The 16,232-nt window shown below is 74.0% G+C and carries 16 protein-coding genes; 10 read left to right on the forward strand and 6 right to left on the reverse strand.

Going from position 1 to position 16,232, the window contains the following annotated elements; genetic code table 11:
- Positions 1–9 precede the first annotated feature (9 nt).
- A complete protein-coding gene (locus tag ACZ5FU_RS28425; protein WP_451529958.1) occupies positions 10–1,071 on the forward strand; it encodes an endo-1,4-beta-xylanase in 1,062 nt (353 codons plus the stop codon).
- Between the two features lie 136 nt (positions 1,072–1,207).
- Here the strand turns inward: ACZ5FU_RS28425 and ACZ5FU_RS28430 are convergent, their stop codons facing one another.
- Complete coding sequence (locus ACZ5FU_RS28430) at positions 1,208–1,414, reverse strand: DUF5999 family protein (protein ID WP_392242502.1); 207 nt, start codon at positions 1,412–1,414, stop codon at positions 1,208–1,210.
- A 360-nt stretch (positions 1,415–1,774) separates the two neighbouring features.
- Positions 1,775–2,359: a hypothetical protein gene (locus ACZ5FU_RS28435; RefSeq protein ID WP_451529957.1), complete on the reverse strand. Its 585-nt coding sequence runs from the start codon at positions 2,357–2,359 to the stop codon at positions 1,775–1,777.
- Between the two features lie 580 nt (positions 2,360–2,939).
- Between ACZ5FU_RS28435 and ACZ5FU_RS28440 the strand changes: the two genes are divergently transcribed.
- Both ACZ5FU_RS28440 and ACZ5FU_RS28445 read left to right on the forward strand, forming a co-directional pair.
- Positions 2,940–4,457, forward strand: coding sequence for a glutamate-cysteine ligase family protein (locus ACZ5FU_RS28440; RefSeq protein WP_451529956.1), 1,518 nt, complete (start codon positions 2,940–2,942; stop codon positions 4,455–4,457).
- Positions 4,458–4,593: 136 nt separating this feature from the next.
- The gene (locus ACZ5FU_RS28445; protein WP_451529955.1) at positions 4,594–5,382 is read left to right on the forward strand and encodes a CPBP family intramembrane glutamic endopeptidase; all 789 of its coding nucleotides are present in this window, start codon (positions 4,594–4,596) and stop codon (positions 5,380–5,382) included.
- Positions 5,383–5,415: 33 nt separating this feature from the next.
- Here the strand turns inward: ACZ5FU_RS28445 and ACZ5FU_RS28450 are convergent, their stop codons facing one another.
- Positions 5,416–6,225 carry a PhzF family phenazine biosynthesis protein gene (locus ACZ5FU_RS28450; protein WP_469047334.1) on the reverse strand — a complete coding sequence of 270 codons (810 nt, stop codon included), beginning with the start codon at positions 6,223–6,225 and terminating at the stop codon, positions 5,416–5,418.
- A 227-nt stretch (positions 6,226–6,452) separates the two neighbouring features.
- On the opposite strand from ACZ5FU_RS28450, the gene ACZ5FU_RS28455 reads away from it, so the two are divergent.
- From ACZ5FU_RS28455 to ACZ5FU_RS28480, 6 genes are all read left to right on the forward strand, one after another.
- Entirely contained in the window at positions 6,453–7,382 is a 930-nt protein-coding gene (locus ACZ5FU_RS28455) for an NAD-dependent epimerase/dehydratase family protein (protein WP_451529953.1), read from the forward strand.
- A gap of 385 nt (positions 7,383–7,767) precedes the next feature.
- Positions 7,768–8,190 carry a DUF7144 family membrane protein gene (locus ACZ5FU_RS28460; RefSeq protein ID WP_451529952.1) on the forward strand — a complete coding sequence of 141 codons (423 nt, stop codon included), beginning with the start codon at positions 7,768–7,770 and terminating at the stop codon, positions 8,188–8,190.
- A 439-nt stretch (positions 8,191–8,629) separates the two neighbouring features.
- Complete coding sequence (locus ACZ5FU_RS28465) at positions 8,630–9,472, forward strand: class II glutamine amidotransferase (RefSeq protein ID WP_451529951.1); 843 nt, start codon at positions 8,630–8,632, stop codon at positions 9,470–9,472.
- 126 nt (positions 9,473–9,598) lie between these two features.
- Positions 9,599–10,240, forward strand: coding sequence for a PadR family transcriptional regulator (locus tag ACZ5FU_RS28470; protein ID WP_468838878.1), 642 nt, complete (start codon positions 9,599–9,601; stop codon positions 10,238–10,240).
- A gap of 242 nt (positions 10,241–10,482) precedes the next feature.
- Positions 10,483–11,106, forward strand: a complete 624-nt coding sequence (locus tag ACZ5FU_RS28475; RefSeq protein WP_469047336.1) for a hypothetical protein — start codon at positions 10,483–10,485, stop codon at positions 11,104–11,106.
- Positions 11,107–11,182: 76 nt separating this feature from the next.
- Positions 11,183–12,187, forward strand: a complete 1,005-nt coding sequence (locus ACZ5FU_RS28480; protein WP_451781488.1) for an EamA family transporter — start codon at positions 11,183–11,185, stop codon at positions 12,185–12,187.
- A gap of 82 nt (positions 12,188–12,269) precedes the next feature.
- On the opposite strand, the gene ACZ5FU_RS28485 is transcribed toward ACZ5FU_RS28480, so the two are convergent.
- Together ACZ5FU_RS28485 and ACZ5FU_RS28490 are read right to left on the reverse strand one after the other, a co-directional pair.
- A complete protein-coding gene (locus ACZ5FU_RS28485; protein ID WP_451529948.1) occupies positions 12,270–12,905 on the reverse strand; it encodes an FMN-binding negative transcriptional regulator in 636 nt (211 codons plus the stop codon).
- Positions 12,905–13,606, reverse strand: coding sequence for a pyridoxamine 5'-phosphate oxidase family protein (locus ACZ5FU_RS28490; protein WP_451529947.1), 702 nt, complete (start codon positions 13,604–13,606; stop codon positions 12,905–12,907). Before ACZ5FU_RS28490 ends, ACZ5FU_RS28485 begins: the two co-directional genes overlap by 1 nt.
- A 35-nt stretch (positions 13,607–13,641) precedes the next feature.
- Between ACZ5FU_RS28490 and ACZ5FU_RS28495 the strand changes: the two genes are divergently transcribed.
- Positions 13,642–14,973, forward strand: coding sequence for an aminotransferase class I/II-fold pyridoxal phosphate-dependent enzyme (locus tag ACZ5FU_RS28495; protein ID WP_469047338.1), 1,332 nt, complete (start codon positions 13,642–13,644; stop codon positions 14,971–14,973).
- Between the two features lie 205 nt (positions 14,974–15,178).
- On the opposite strand, the gene ACZ5FU_RS28500 is transcribed toward ACZ5FU_RS28495, so the two are convergent.
- Positions 15,179–16,186: a DMT family transporter gene (locus tag ACZ5FU_RS28500; protein ID WP_451529945.1), complete on the reverse strand. Its 1,008-nt coding sequence runs from the start codon at positions 16,184–16,186 to the stop codon at positions 15,179–15,181.
- Between the last annotated feature and the right edge of the window lie 46 nt (positions 16,187–16,232).

Below are 16,232 nucleotides of genomic sequence, written 5' to 3' on the forward strand. Positions count from 1 at the left end.
AGTCGCCCCATGCCCCGCACCTCCCGCACCCGGCTCGGACTCGCCGCCGTGCTCGCCGCCGTCCTGACCGGCGCCGGTGCCGTCACCGGCCCGGCCGCACAGGCGCACCCGCAGCACCGGCACCACCGCACGCTCGCCGACCTGGCCGAGCGCCACGGCCGCTACTTCGGCAGCGCCACCGACAACCCCGAACTCACCGACACCGCCTACACGGAGATCCTCGGCGACGAGTTCGACATGATCACTCCCGGCAACGGCATGAAGTGGTACGCCACCGAGCCGCAGCAAGGCGTCTTCGACTTCTCCGCCGGCGACGAGATCGTGGACCTCGCCCGCGCGAACCACCAGCGGGTCCGGGCCCACACCCTCGTCTGGCACAGCCAGCTGCCCGGCTGGCTCACCGAGCGCGAGTGGACGGCCCCCGAGCTGCGGGCCGTCCTGAAGAACCACATCCAGACCGAGGTGCGGCACTACCGCGGCAAGGTCTACTCCTGGGACGTCGTCAACGAGGCGTTCAACGAGGACGGCACCTACCGCGAGACGGTCTTCTACCGGACGCTCGGCCCCGGCTACATCGCCGACGCCCTGCGCTGGGCCCACCAGGCCGACCCCAAGGCCAAGCTCTACCTCAACGACTACAACGTCGAGGCCGTCGGCCCCAAGAGCGACGCCTATCACGCCCTCGCCAAGGAGCTCAAGGCGCAAGGGGTCCCGCTGCACGGCTTCGGCCTCCAGGCCCACCTCGCCCTGCAGTACGGCTATCCGGCGAGCCTGGAGGACAACCTCCGCCGCTTCGGCCGCCTCGGGCTGGACACCGCGCTCACCGAGGTCGACGTACGGATGCAGCTGCCCGCGACCGAGGAGAAGCTCGCTCAGCAGGCCGACTGGTACCGGGACCTGACCGAGGCGTGCCTCGCGGTGCGGCGGTGCGCCGGGGTGACCGTCTGGGACTACACGGACAAGTACTCGTGGATTCCCGACTTCTTCCCGGGCGAGGGGGCGGCCCTGCCGTGGGACGAGCGGCTCGCGCCGAAACCGGCGTACCACGCGATCCGGGCGGCGCTGAGGTAGGGCGCCGGTGTCGACGGGGCCGGAGCGCGGCGGCGGGCGCGGTCCGGCCCCCGGAGCCGGTGGACGGCGCTCGACGGCGCCGTCCGGGTGGTGGCGGTGCGGTGGTGCTCAGGCGGTGGTGCTCAGGCGGTGGTGCTCAGGCCGCGGTGACGACGCGGCCGCCGGCCAGCGGGCGGTGCGGTGCGATGATCCGGCCGTCCGGCAGGATCTCGCCGGTGTCCTCGAAGAGCAGGACGCCGTTGCACAGCAGGCTCCAGCCCTGTTCCGGGTGGTGCGCCACGAGGCGGGCGGATTCCCGGTCGGCGGAGTCGGCTGTCGGGCACGGTGGCTGGTGCTGGCACATGGAGGGGATCTCTCGCTCAGGCGTGGTGGGTGGAAGGTGCGTCGTGTCTGTCCCGCGGCGTGAAACGTCGTTCATGGCCGCCCCCCGTTGTGACAAGTCGGTCGGAACCCAGTGTTGCCCCGCGGGCGTTGTTCCGCAGGGATTTCGCGGCACCGCTTCTCACAGGTTCATGACGCGTCACCCGCGCGGGCGGTTCATTCCCACCACACCGTCAGTTCGGGTGGTTCCGGCCGGCCGGATGGGGCTAGTCCGCAGAGACCAGGGCCCTGTGCGGGGACCAGGACCCTCCGGCCCGGCCGGAGGGGACGCCGTGCCCCGCCGCCGGGGCCGTGGTGGCGGGGCACGGCGTACCGCGGACGGTCAGGCCGGCGAGCCGAGCAGCGGCGGCCGGGTCACCCGGAGGCTGAGCACCGGCAGCAACTCGGCGACCCGGTGCGGGCGGTGCGCGGCGATGCCGGGCGGCGCCGGGGCCAGCGGCACCAGGAGGTCGGTCGCCGCCGGATGCCCGGAGGTGCCGTCCGAGGCGCAGTCGCCGTGCAGCCACAGGGTGAGCATGTACAGACTGGGCAGGGACAACAGCCGCGCCTGGTACGGCTGTGTCGTCGACTCGGCCTGGCGCAGGGCCAGTTCGGTGGAGGCGAGGTACGGGCCCTCGAAGAAGTGCGAGAAGGCCCAGCCGTCCGGGGTCAGCCGGGTCTCGGCCGCGGCCAGCGACCGGTCCCCGCAGCGGATCAGGAAGCGCCAGCCGGCCAGCCTGGTCGCGGACGCGCCCTCGGGGGCGATCCGGTCCAGGACGTGCACGGGCAGCGGGAGTTCGGGGGTGACGGGTCCCTGGGCGGCGCGCAGGGAGGGAGTCCTCGCCTCGCGGACCGCGGTGGGAGAACCCAGTGCCGTGAGGACGGAGCGCAGGGCGGGCGCGGGAGCCGGGGGGACATGCAGCGGCATGATGGGTCGCCTCTCATTGGACAGGCACGGTGGCACGAGGGCGTGGGGTGGGGCGGACGGCGCTGTCAGCTCTCAGGGTGAGGTCAAAGAGGCAGGGAGCCGGGGTCTGGGAACGGAGGCTGCGCCTGCGGCCCGCCGCCCCTCTCGTGGAGGACGACAGGCTTCTTCGACCGCGGGTGCCCACCTTCTCTGCCTTGTCCGCGGAGTTTATACGACACGTGTTCAGACTGTGTTTCGCCTAGCCGCTCCCGGGATACCCGTCAAGATTCCAATCGGACGGCGGTACGCGTGAATCATCCCGATTCGGAACGGGGTGCGCCTCGATGACCTGAGGATATGCGGACACAGCGGTCGGCCTATTCTCGTCGGCGTTTTTCACGAGATCCCGAGTTCGTGAATCGACCCTTTGTCCCATGCCCCGTGAATGTGCCTCCGGTCACCTCCGGGTGACCCCGTCAGAGTAGCGGGTGCGATGCCGGGTAGGTGACGTTATCGATCGACGGGGCTGGGCATCATCCCACCTGACCCCGGCACACCGGCGGCCGGATCCTCGGACCGCCCACGCGAGGAGGGACGCCCGATGGGGGAGAAGGTCGTAGCGGGCGGGTTCGACCTGTCCGACCGCCGGCGCCACCGGGACAAGCTGCGCCAGTGCCTGTCGGTGCTGGAGCGACTGCTGGACCGACAGCGCTTCGACCGCCCCAGGAATCTCATGGGGCTGGAGATCGAGCTGAATCTCGCAGGCGCGGACGGCCTGCCGAAAATGCTGAACGGGGAAGTGCTGGAGCGGATCGCCAGCCGCGACTTCCAAACAGAACTCGCCATGTTCAATCTGGAAGTGAACATAGCCCCACACCGGCTGGGCGGGAGGGTATTCGACCGGCTCGCGGAGGAACTCCGTACGTCACTGGCATATGCCCACCGAAAGGCCGGGGAGGTCGACGCGGGAATCGTGATGATCGGTATTCTGCCGACTCTCGGCCGTGACGACCTGGTCTCCTCCAACCTTTCCGACGTCGACCGTTACGCCCTCCTCAACGACCAGATCGTGGCCGCCCGCGGCGAGGAGTTCACCCTCGACATCGACGGCGTCGAGCATCTGTCCTGCACCTCGAAGTCGATCGTCCCCGAGGCCGCCTGCACGTCCGTGCAACTGCACCTCCAGGTCACGCCGGACCGCTTCGCTGACGTGTGGAACGCCGCGCAGGCCGTCGCCGCCGCCCAGATCGCCGTCGGCGCCAACTCGCCGTTCCTCTTCGGCCACGAACTGTGGCGCGAGTCCCGCCCACCGCTGTTCCAGCAGGCCACCGACACCCGGCCGCCGGAACTGCAGGCGCAGGGGGTGCGCCCGCGGACCTGGTTCGGCGAACGCTGGATCGGCTCCGCCTACGAGCTGTTCGAGGAGAACCTGCGCTACTTCCCCGCCCTGCTGCCCATCTGCGACGACGAGGACCCCGAGCAGGTCCTGGCGGCGGGCGGCACCCCCAGGCTCGCCGAACTGGTCCTGCACAACGGCACCGTGTACCGCTGGAACCGCCCCGTCTACGACATCGCCGACGGCGTCCCGCACCTGCGCGTCGAGAACCGCGTCCTGCCCGCCGGCCCGACCGTCACCGACATCGTCGCCAACGCGGCCTTCTACTACGGCGTGGTCCGTGCCCTGGCCGAGGAGTCACGGCCGGTGTGGACCCGGATGCCCTTCGAGACCGCCGCCGACAACTTCGACGCGGCCTGCCGCTACGGCATCGACGCCCGCCTGCGCTGGCCCCGGCGCGGCCGCCTCGGTGGCGTCGCCGAGGTCGACGCGGTCACTCTCGTACGCGACGAGCTGCTGCCGCTGGCCGAGGCCGGGCTGGACGCGTGGGGAGTGGAGCCGGCCGACCGCGACTTCTACCTGGGGGTCGTCGAGGAGCGGTGCCGGCTGCGGACCAACGGCGCGAGCTGGCAGGTGGCGACCTTCCGCGCCGCCCTGGAGGCCGGGCTCCCCAGGGACGCGGCCCTGGCGGCGACGACCCGGCGGTACGCCGAGCTGAGCCATCGCGGAGAGCCCGCGCACACCTGGCCGGTGGGACTGCCGGAGCCCGTCCCCGCGAGGTGACGGGCCCGGGGCGCCCGCGATCCCGCACCGCCCCCGGTGGAGGGACCGCGGGCGCCGGCCGCCGCGGCGCGGGGCCGCCTCCGGCCGCACCGGGGGGATCGGGCAAGCTGTGACGTCCGATGGTGGTGCGGCAGGTGTGAACGTGGAGGCCCCGCAGGTGGCTGATTCTTTTCCGCAGGAGCGGTTCCTCCGGGACGAGACGCTCCTCGTCCTGGGCGTCTCGCTGGGCGCGAGCGGAGTGTCCGCCCTGATCAGCTTCGTCGGATCGGTCACGAGACCGGGCGGCCTCAAGGACCAGGCGGCGACCCTCAACGCCTCCGCCGCGCCGGGCCGTCCCTGGCTCGACCTCGCCTGGCAGCTGTTCGGGATCGCCAGTGCGCTCGTCCCCGTCGCGCTCGTCGCGCACCTGCTGCTGCGCGAGGGACAGGGCCTGCGCACCCTCGGCTTCGACCGCACCCGCCCCTGGTCCGACCTCGGCCGCGGCGCCGCGATCGCCGCGGTCGTCGGCAGCTCGGGCATCGCCTTCTACCTGGCCGCCCGGGGGTTCGGCTTCAACCTCACGGTGGTTCCCGAGGCCCTGCCGGAGGTGTGGTGGAAGTACCCGGTGCTGATCCTGTCGGCGCTGCAGAACGCGATCCTCGAAGAGGTCATCGTGGTCGGCTATCTGCTGCGCCGCCTCGGGCAGCTCGGATGGACGCCGGTGGGGGCGCTGGCGGCCAGTTCCGTGCTGCGCGGCTCGTACCACCTCTACCAGGGCATCGGCGGGTTCGTCGGCAACATGGTGATGGGCGTGCTGTTCGTGTACCTCTACCGACGGTGGGGCCGGGTGGGGCCCCTGGTCGTCGCGCACTCCCTGCTCGACATCGGTGCCTTCGTCGGCTACGCGCTGCTGGCGGGCAGGGTCGACTGGCTGCCCACGGCGTGAGCGCGGGCCGTACCTCCCCGGTCCGGGCAGGCCTCAGGCGAGCAGGTCGCCCTCGATGACGGTGACCGCGCGGCCGCGCAGCAGGGTGCGCGGACCGCGCAGCTCGGTGCGGACGTGGCCGGAGCGCGGTGAGGCCTGCAGGCCGGTCAGCTCGGCGCGCCCGAGGCGCTCCGACCAGAAGGGGGCCAGGGCCGTGTGGGCGCTGCCGGTGACCGGGTCCTCGTCGATGCCCACGTTGGGGAAGAAGCAGCGGGAGACGAAGTCGTGGCCGAGGCCGGGGCGTTCGGCACGGGCGGTGGCGATGACACCGCGCGCGGAGTGGGCGCCCAGGGCCCGGTGATCGGGGCGCAGGGCGCGGACGGTGCTCTCGTCGGCGAGTTCGACCAGCAGGTCGCCCACGTCCGGGCCGGTGTCGAAGGCCGTGAGCGGTTCGGCGCCCAGGGCCTCGGCGACCCCCTCCGGGACCTCCACGCGGGTGAGGGGGGCGGTCGGGAAGTCCAGGGTGACGGAGCCGTCCTCGGCGGGCGTCGCGACGAGCACCCCGCTGCGGGTGGCGAACCGCACCGGTCCCGCGTGGGCGCCCGTGCTGTGCAGGACGTGGGCGGTGGCCAGGGTGGCGTGACCGCACATCGCCACCTCGGCGACGGGGGTGAACCAGCGCAGCGCCCAGTCGGCCCCGCCGCCCGCCGGCAGCGGGTGCGCGAAGGCCGTCTCGGCGTGGTTGACCTCCAGGGCCACGTTCTGGAGCCGGTCGTCGCCGGGGAAGGCGTCGAGCAGCAGGACCCCGGCGGGGTTCCCGGAGAAGGGACGGTCGGTGAAGGCGTCGACGATACGGATCCGCATGCGGCGACGGTAGACGCCCGGAGCGGCGGGGGGCCAAGGCCAATCGGCGAGTCCTGGACCGGTCGGTGCGTCCTGGACCGGCCGACGAGTCGTGGACCGGCCGGGGAACCGGGCGTGTGCGCCCGGACGTTGATCGCGGTGGGGCGCACGGCCCCGGCAGGCACGGCGACCGGCGGAAGGACACTGCCCTGAACGGCACCACGGCAAGGAGCGACGAGGGTCCCCTCGTGCTGACGGGGGCGACCGGCTTCATCGGGTCCCGCGTGCTCGGCGCGCTGCTGGACCGGGGAGCCCGTGTGCGGGCCCTGGTCCGCGCGGTCCCCGACGACGGGGCGGGGGCCGGGGCCGTCGAGTGGGTGCGCGGGGACCTGACCGACCCGGACGCGGTGCGCGGTCTGTGCGAGGGCGCGCGGACGGTCGTCCACCTGGCCTCGTACGTCGGCGCGGACGAGCGGCTGTGCGAGGCGGTCAACGTCGGCGGCACCCGCGCGTTGATGACGGAGGCCCGGCGGGCCGGCGCCCGCCGCGTGGTGCACCTGTCGACGGCCGCGGTGTACGGCGCCGGCCCGCACCGGGGCATCGCCGTGGACGGGACGCCGGCCGAGCCGGTCTCCGCCGTGAGCCGGACCCGGCTGGCCGGGGAGGCGCCCGCCCGGGAGGCGGACGCGGTCGTCCTGCGGCCGGGTCTCGTGCTCGGGGCCGGGGACCGGTGGGTCGTGCCGGGCCTGCGGGAACTGGCCGAGCGGGTGCCGGCCGAGTGGGACGGCGGCCGGGCCCTGCTGTCGGTGATCGACGTCGGCGACCTCGCCCGCCTGATCGCCGCGGCCGCCACCGGCCCCCGACCGGTGCCGCCCGGCGTGTACCACGCGGCGCACCCCGATCCCGTGCGCGTCGGCGACCTGCTGGCCGTGCTCGCGCGGTACGGCGTGCTGCCGCCCCGCCCGGACGCCGACTGGCCGTGGGCCACCTGTCTGGAGCGCCTGCGGGCCACTCCCGGCCGGGCCTCGGAACGCCAGTTCGCCCTGGTCGGCCGCGACCACTGGTACCGGGCCGACGAGATCTGGGAACGGACGGCCGAGTCACCGGGCCCCGGCCCGCTGCACCGACTCCCGGACGCGGCCCAGTGGTACCGGGAGCGGCTGGGACGGAGCGCCTGAGGTGTCGCGGGGCACGGACCGGGGACGTGCGGCCCGCGGGGCGGACACCGGACGCGTCCGGCGGACGACCCGCCCCGCGGCGCGTTCCGTGCGTACCGTCCGGGCCGGCGGCGTGCGGCACGCGGCGATGGCCCGGGGAGGTCGAGGCCTCCCCACCGCGCGGACCCACCGGCACGCTGGGATGCTGGAGGGAGCGTTGCCCGAGGCCTGACGAGAAGTGGTGAAAAACGCCGTGCCGGGCTGGAGGAAGGTGGTCCGGTTCATCGCGTGCCGCGTCCGCCGCAGCGCGTGAGGGAGCCCGCCCCGGCCGCCCCGCCGCGGTCCTGCGGCCTCCGCCCCGCCTCGGGCCGCCGGCCATCCACGACATCCGAATCGAGGCGACGGTATGAGCGCGACGCACTCTTCGCACACCGGGACCGCAAAGCAGCAGTGGGCCGAGGGCCTGACGGTCTTCGCCGCCGTGACGCTCATGCTCGCGGGCATCCTGGACATCTTCCGCGGCATCATGGGGATCGCCGAGGACGACGTCTTCGTCACGACCCGCAGCTACGTCTTCCGGTTCGACCTCACCGGCTGGGGCTGGATCCACCTGGCGCTCGGCGTGGTGGCCGTGCTCGTCAGCATGGGACTCTTCCGGGGATCGACGTGGGCACGGGTCGCCGGCGTGGCCATCGCGGGACTCATCATCATCGCCAACTTCCTGTCGCTGCCGTACTACCCGGTCTGGTCCGTCGTGATGATCGCCTTCTCCGGCTTCGTCATCTGGGGCCTGTGCGTGTCGCGGTCGGACACCGCCTCGCTGCGCTAGACCGTGTCCGCCCCTTCCCGTCGGGCGCGCGACGCCCGGCACGGCACCCGCGTCGTCGGACCACCCGAGTGCATCCGGTGCACAGGCGATCCTCCGCCGTGCGACGCTCCCCCACTGCCCGAACGGCGTGGGAGGTGCCCCCGGCACCGGACGCCGCGCGCGGATCCGACGCGAAGGGTCGGACACCCCCTGGGCCGTGTCCGCGAAGTCCTTCCCCCGGAGGGGACGCCCGGCACGCCCTCCCGCCGCACCGGGCGAAGTCCCCGGTGCGTCCCGTACGAGGACCTTCGCCCGGCACGCCGGGAGCACCCGCCGGCACGCCGCGAACCCCGCCCTCCGGGCGGACGACGGGACTTCGCGGACACGACCCGGCGATCCGCCCGCGCGCGGGGGCGACAGCCGTCCGCGCGCGTCCGAACGGCCAGGAAGGCGGCGCGCGATGTGCCGATGGCTCGCCTACTCGGGTACGCCCGTCCTGCTCGAGACGATCCTCTACAAGCCGACACACTCACTGATCGACCAGAGCCTGCACTCCCGGATGGGCGTCGAGACGACCAACGGCGACGGCTTCGGGGTGGGGTGGTACGGGCCGGACCTGAGCACTCCCGCGGTCGTCCACGACATCGGCCCGGCCTGGAGCAACCGCAATCTGCGGGAGATCGCGGGCCACGTCCGCTCCTCGCTCTTCTTCGCCCACATCCGGGCCTCGACGGGGTCCGCGGTGCAGCAGACCAACTGCCATCCCTTCCGGCACGGCCGGTGGATGTGGATGCACAACGGCGCGATCGCCGATTTCCACCGCATACGGCGGGAACTGGCGCTGGCCGTCGACCCGGAGCTGTTCCTCGACATGGAGGGCTCCACGGACTCCGAGATGATGTTCTACCTGGCCCTCACCCTCGGCCTGGAGCAGGACCCGCCGAGCGCCGTCGCGCGCATGGCGGGCCTGGTGGAGCGGACCGGCCACGAGCACGGGACGGAGTTCCCGCTGCAGATGACGGTGGCCGTGACGGACGGGGAGCGGCTGTGGGCGTTCCGCTACTCCAGCCAGAAGGCCTCGCGCTCGCTGTTCTACAGCACCCGGGTGGACACCCTGCGTTCCCTCCACCCCGATGTGGGGTTCCTGCAGGGGGTCTCCGACACCACGCGCCTCATCGTGTCCGAGCCCCTGGGTGACCTCCCCGGCGCCTGGAACGCGGTTCCCGAGGGCACGGGCGGCGTGGTGCAGCCCGGCGGCGACGAGATGTTCCCCTTCGCTCCGCTGGAGCCGGCCCTGGCGTGATCCGCCGGTGCCGGTACCGGCGCCGGCACCGGCATCGTCCCTGGGCGGGCCTTGTCATGCGAACTGTTCCGATATATCGTTGACGCATCGCGATCGATCAACGAATGAATGAACGGAGTGATGGCGATGCGTACCCACGGATACGAGCGTGGACATGGACAGGACGGCTTCTCCCGGCGCGGCCGGGGTGGCCGGGACGGTCAGGGCGGCTTCGAGGGCCGTCGGGCGGCCTTCGGCCCCTTCGGTCCGGGCGGTCCCGGCGGGGGCTTCGGGCCCGGCTTCGGGCCGGGGCCCTGGGGCGGTCGAGGACGCGGCGGACCCAGGGGAAGGGCGCGGCGCGGTGACGTGCGGGCCTCGATCCTGGCGTTGCTGAAGGACCGGCCCATGCACGGCTACGAGATGATCCAGGAGATCGCCGAGCGCAGCGGCGGCGCGTGGAAGCCGAGCCCCGGCTCGGTGTACCCCACGCTCCAGCTGCTGGAGGACGAGGGCCTGATCAGCAGTGCGTCGGAGGGCGGCAAGAAGCTGTTCTCGCTCACCGACGCGGGCCGCACGGCGGCGGCGGAGGGGCCCGAGGCGCCCTGGGAGGAAGCCTCCCGCGGAGTCGACTGGGAGGCCCTCGGTGAGATCCGGCAGGCCGGTTTCGGTCTGATGGAGGCCTTCGGCCAGGTCTGGAAGACCGGCAGCAAGGAACAGCGCGAGAAGGCGCTCACGGTCATCAACGACGCCCGCAAGAAGCTGTACCTGATCCTCGCCGACGAGGACTGACAGACCGTTCCCCACGAGGGTGAGGGCGCCCGGCGGAGGAATCCGCCGGGCGCCCCCGGTTTCTCCCTCGACCGGCCCGTCGAGCGCGGCCGGCGCCGGAGGCGGCGCGCCGCCGGGACGAGAACGGCTTGATCTCATCCGTAAGGAGGAGATTCCGGCGCCCGCCGTCGGCTCTGCGTGGGACGTGAAGATGGTTCCCTCCGCGGATGACGCGGCCGGCCGCGGCTGGTGAGGTGGAGGACGTGCAACCCCGTATCCCCCGGCAGCCGGTCCGCGACCACGCGTTCCGGGCCATGGAAGACGACGCCGGGCTCAGTGCCGAACTGGCGGCGGCGGTCGGGAGCGCTCGACGGCGGGCCGTCCGGGACGGTGACCGCCAGGTCGACACCGCGCACCTGCTGCACTCCCTCCTGGAGAGCGACCCCGAGGTGCGCGCCGTCCTCGGCGCGGGCCCGCGACTCGCCCGTCTCCTCGGCTATCTCGTCCAGCGCAGCATCGGCTACGGCCTGCGCTGGCAGGGCGGCGTCGAGGGCCCCGGGGCCCTGCCCGCCGGCACCGCCGGCGGTGCCGGCGGTGCTGTCGGTGCTGTCGGTGCTGTCGAGGGGTTCTCGCCCCTCGCCTCCGCCGCGCTGTGGCAGGCGCGGGCCCGTGCCGCGGGGCGTCCCGGGCCCGGCGCCCCCGGCGCCGGGTCGGCCTGCCGCACGGACGGCACCGCCCGCGGCGTCGACCTGCTCGCCGCGGTCCTGGCCGACCCGCGGGCCCGTGCCGTCGAGGTGCTGGGCCGGGCCGGCATCGACCCCCTGGAGGTGCGCGCCCGGATCGACGGCGACCTCGACGAGTACGCCGGGGACGGCGACGCGTCCTGAGCGGAGCCCCTTCCCCTGTCCAGCGGATGAGACAGGTGTCAACCGAGGTGACGGTCATGTCGTGGCCTGTCATCATGTGCCGGTGCGTACGTCTGTGAGCAGTCAGGGCAGTCGCGGGAAGGGCATCGGGCTCTCTCTGGCGATCGGGTCGGCCATCGCCTTCGGCGGGTCCGGAGTGGCGGCGAAGCCACTGATCGAGGCGGGACTCGACCCGCTGCACGTGGTGTGGCTGCGGGTGACGGGCGCGGCCCTGGTCATGCTGCCGCTGGCGGTGCGCCACCGCGCACTGGTACGCCGCCGCCCCGCGCTGCTCGCCGGGTTCGGCCTGCTCGGCGTGGCCGGTGTCCAGGCGTTCTACTTCGCCTCCATCTCCCGCATCCCCGTCGGTGTCGCCCTGCTCGTCGAGTACCTGGCGCCCGCCCTCGTGCTCGGCTGGGTGCGGTTCGTGCAGCGGCGGCCGGTGACGCGGGCCGCCGCGCTCGGCGTGGTCCTCGCGGTGGGCGGACTCGCCTGTGTCGTCGAGGTCTGGGCGGGGCTCGGCTTCGACGCCCTCGGCCTGGCCCTGGCGCTGGCCGCCGCCTGCTGCCAGGTCGGCTACTTCGTCCTGTCCGACCAGGGCAGCGACTCCGGCGACGACGCCCCCGACCCGCTCGGCGTGATCGCCTACGGCCTCCTCGTCGGCGCGGTCGTCCTGACGGCGGTGGCCCGTCCGTGGGGCATGGACCGGTCGGTGCTGGCCGGCACCGTCGCCATGGACGGCACCGAGGTCCCGGCCTGGCTGCTGCTCGGCTGGATCGTGCTGATCGCCACGGTCGTCGCGTACGTCACCGGCGTGGTCTCCGTGCGCCGGCTCTCCCCGCAGGTGGCGGGGGTCGTCGCCTGCCTGGAGGCGGTCATCGCGACCGTGCTGGCCTGGGTCCTGCTCGGCGAGCACCTCTCCGCACCGCAGACCGTCGGGGGCGCGGTCGTCCTGCTGGGCGCGTTCATCGCCCAGTCGTCCGCTCCCGCCAAGGGCTCCCCGGACCCGGTGGCCGCCGGCGGTCCCGAGCGGGAGCTGTCCGCCCGCGGGACGGCGACCTGAGAGGGCGGCGGGGGCCCGCCACGCCGGCCGGCCGCCCGGCGCGCCGGGAAGCCGGCCCGAAGCGGCCCCCGCCGCCCCGCGGTCATCCCCCCGGCCCGCGGCGCAGCAGGTGCTCGCGTGCCGCCGCGTCGCCCGGACCGCCGCGCGCCGCGAGGCCCGCCGCGATGCGCTCCCGGGTCCCGGCGGGCCGGTGGTTCGCGTACTTGAACTTGGCCCGCACGCCCGTCACCTCGAGCCGGATCCCGCGGATCCCGGAGAGCAGACGGCCGTACGGCACCTCGCCCACCGCGACCCGTGCGGAGCCGCCCTCCGGCTGGAAGTGGCCCATCTGCCGGTTCAGCAGGTCGGCCTTGGCCTCGGGGTCGTCGACCGGGTGCGCCGTGCAGCGCAGCTGGACCGCCGTGTAGAAACTCGTCGGGGTGCCGTGCTCGGCCGGCCCCTCCGGCGGTGCCTGCCAGGGGCCGGGAACGTACACGTGGTCGTCGACCACGCTGAGCACGACCTCGGGGTCGGCCTCCAGGGCCGCCCACAGGGGGTTCGGCCGGGCGAGGTGGGTGACGGCCTCGCCGCGCTCGGCGTCGTAGGCGAAGTGCAGGGGCTGGACCCATGGGGCGTCGCCCGGGAGGCCGTTGACGGCGAGCTGGCCGAAGTCGCGCGCGGCCAGCCACCGCTGCCACTCGGCGTCGTCACGGGGCGCGTCCCAGGGGTGGATCAGCATCACAGGGCCCTGAGGTAGGCGGGGAGTCCGGTGCCGGGCGCCAGGTCGGCCTCCGGGACCGGGGGGCCGTAGCCCTTGCGGAGGGGGATCACGCCGGCCCAGTGCGGGAGGGCGAGGTCCTCGGGCTCCTCGTTCACGCCGCCGGTGCGGGTCTTGGCCGAGACCTCGTCCAGGTCGATGCGGATGACCGCGGTGGCGGCCAGTTCCTTCTTGTCGGCGGGCCGGGAGTCGGCGGCACGGCCGGGGACGACGTGGTCCACCAGGGCGTCCAGGGCCATGAGCTTCTCCTCGCGGTCGGTCACGTCGTGGGCGAGGCCGTGCACGACGACGGAGCGGTAGTTGACCGAGTGGTGGAAGGCCGAGCGGGCCAGGACCAGGCCGTCGACGTGCGTCACCGTCACGCACACCGGCAGTCCCGGGTCGGCCTGTCCCGTCATCCGCAGCGGGCGCGAGCCCGTCGACCCGTGCAGGTAGAGCGTCTCGCCGACCCGGCCGTAGAGCGTGGGCAGCACCACCGGCGCGCCGTCGCGGACGAAGCCCAGGTGGCAGACGTACCCCTCGTCGAGTATCGCGTGCACCAGGTCCTTGTCGTAGGAGGCCTTCTGGGCGGACCGGGTGGGGACCGTGCGGTCGGTCGGGGTGTAGGCGGCGGGTGGCGTCGTCGACGGTGCGGTCCCCTGCGGCTGCGTGGTCCCCTGCATGGCGTTCTCCATTGCACTAGTTCATAATTGTCTTTGTGCTAGGAGAGTATCCGATCAAAGGGCGGCGTGCCGTCGACATCTCCGCGAGCGTCGAGCGGGCGGTGGGTGCCGGCGAACTGGAGCCCGGGCGGCTTCTGCCCCCGATGCGGGAGTTGGCCGAGCGGCTCGGGGTGAACCCGAACACCGTCGCGGCCGCCTACCGCACCCTGCGCGAGCGCGGGGTGATCGAGACCGACGGCCGGCGGGGCAGCAGGGTCCGGTCCAAGCCGGCCACCACCGGCCGCGAGTTCATCCGGGTGGACGTGCCGGAGGGGGTGCGGGACGTGTCCGCGGGCAATCCGGACCCCGCGCTGCTGCCGCCGCTCGGGCCCGCGTTCGCCCGCGCCGCCGAGCGGGGCGACCGGGAACCGGTCCTCTACGGGCAGGAACCGGTCGAGCCCGAACTGGCGCGCGCGGCCCGCGCCGAACTGGACGCCGACGGGGTCCCGGCCGGGCCGGTGGCCGTGACCTCCGGCTCGCTCGACGCCGTCGAGCGGGTGCTCGCCGCACACCTGAGACCGGGCGACACGGTGGCCGTCGAGGACCCCGGCTGGGGCTCGCTCCTCGACCTCGTCCCGGCGCTGGGACTGCGCACGGCCCCGGTCGGCCTCGACGACGACGGACCGCTCCCGCAGGACGTGGACCGCGCCCTGGAGGCCGGCGCGCGCGCCCTGATCGTGACCGACCGGGCGCAGAACCCGACCGGCGCCGCGCTCGGCGCCGCCCGCGCTCGTGCCCTGCGGGCCGTGCTGCGCCGGCATCCGGGGACCCTGCTCGTCGAGGACGACCACGGTCACCGGATCGTCGACCTGCCCCTGCACCCCCTCGCGGGCGTCACCCGGCACTGGGCCTTCGTCCGCTCCGTCGCCAAGGCCTACGGCCCCGACCTGCGGCTCGCCGTCCTCACCGGTGACGAGGTCACCCTCGACCGGGTCCGCGGGCGCCAGCAACTGGGGCCCGGCTGGGTCAGCATGATCACCCAGCGGGCCGTCGTGCGGCTGTGGACCGACGCCGCGGTGGACACCGCGGCGGTCGCCGGGGCGTACGGCAGACGCCGGGACGCGCTGATCGGCGCGCTGGCCGAGCGGGGGGTCGTGGCGCGGGGCCGCAGCGGGATGAACGTGTGGATCCCGGTCCCCGACGAGACCGGGGCGGTGGCACGGCTGCTGCACGCGGGGTGGGCGGTCGCGCCCGGCGCGCGGTTCCGGCTCGCGGCTCCGCCCGGCATCCGGATCACCGTCTCGACGCTCGGGGAGGGGGAGACGGAGGCGGTGGCGGACGCGGTGGCCTCCGCGCTGCGGATGGGGAGCGGGCGGGGGGGCGTGTAGAGAGGGGCAGGGGTCACGGTGCGGTGCGGCGGGGGACCCGTGGGCGGGGCGCCCGGGTGCGGAGCCGGCGGCGGGGCCCGAGCGGCCGCGTCACGCGCGCCGGTGGGCGGCCGGGACGCGGACGGGCCGCCGTGTCCGCGCGCACCGGTCGCGCCGCTCTTCGCGCCCCCGCGCACGGCCCCCTCCGGCGCCCCGCGCCCCCTCGCTACGGCTTGCCCCGCACCTGTGTCAGCGCCGCTCCCGCCAGTACGATCACCGCTCCCACCGGCGTCGACCAGGTCAGGGGCTCGCCGAGCAGGGCCACGCCCGCCGCCGTCGCGATGACCGGGATGAAGTACGTGACCATCTGGGCGGTCGTCGGGCCGACCTCGGTGACCAGGCCGTACTGGATGAGGAGGGCCAGGCCGGTGCCCAGGGCGCCCAGGGCGGCGACGGCCAGCAGCGGCAGCAGCGGGAAGCGTGTCGGGAACGTGGTGAACAACGGGGTGACCACGGCGAGTTGCAGGGTGGCCAGGAACAGCTGGGCGCCGGTCATCGACAGGGCCGAGCTGCCGGTGCCGGCCAGGGTGCGGCGGACGTAGATCCATCCGATCGGGTAGCTCAGCGAGGCCAGCAGCGCCAGCGCCGTGCCGCGGGCGTCGAGCCCGCTGAAGCCCTGCCAGGCACCCAGGACCGTCAGCACCCCGAGGAAGCCGAGACCCAGGCCCGCCACCCTGATCCGGGTGGGCCGGTCCTCGGAGAGGGCCACCAGCGACAGGGCCATGCCCCACAGCGGCGAGGTCGCGTTGCAGATGCCCGCCAGGGTGGACGGGATGGTCAGTTCCGCGTAGGCGAACAGCGAGAACGGCAGCGCGTTCAGGAGCAGCGCGGCGACGGTCAGGTGCGCCCAGGTGCGGGCCCCTCGCGGCAGTCGGTCCCGCTTGACCGCGATGGCCACCGCCAGCACCGCCGTTCCGAACGCCAGCCGGCCGAGCGTGACCTGGAACGGCGCGTAGCTCCCCGTGCCCACCTTGATGAGCAGGAAGCTGAAGCCCCAGATCAGCGAGAGGACCCCGAAGCGCAGCCGCCAGTCCAGGGTGCGGCGGGGCGGGGCGGACGGCCGGACGTCTGTGGACGCTGAGGGGGGCGCGGAGGGGGCGGGGGTGGCGGAGGGGCCGGAGGAGAGGGGCGCGGGCCGGGACGGAGAACCCGTGGTGGTGGCGGCGGTGGTCATGGTCCTCACCGTCCCCGATGACAACCTGTTAGCACAAGCGAGAATT

This window comes from Streptomyces sp. NPDC031554 (assembly GCF_055580685.1).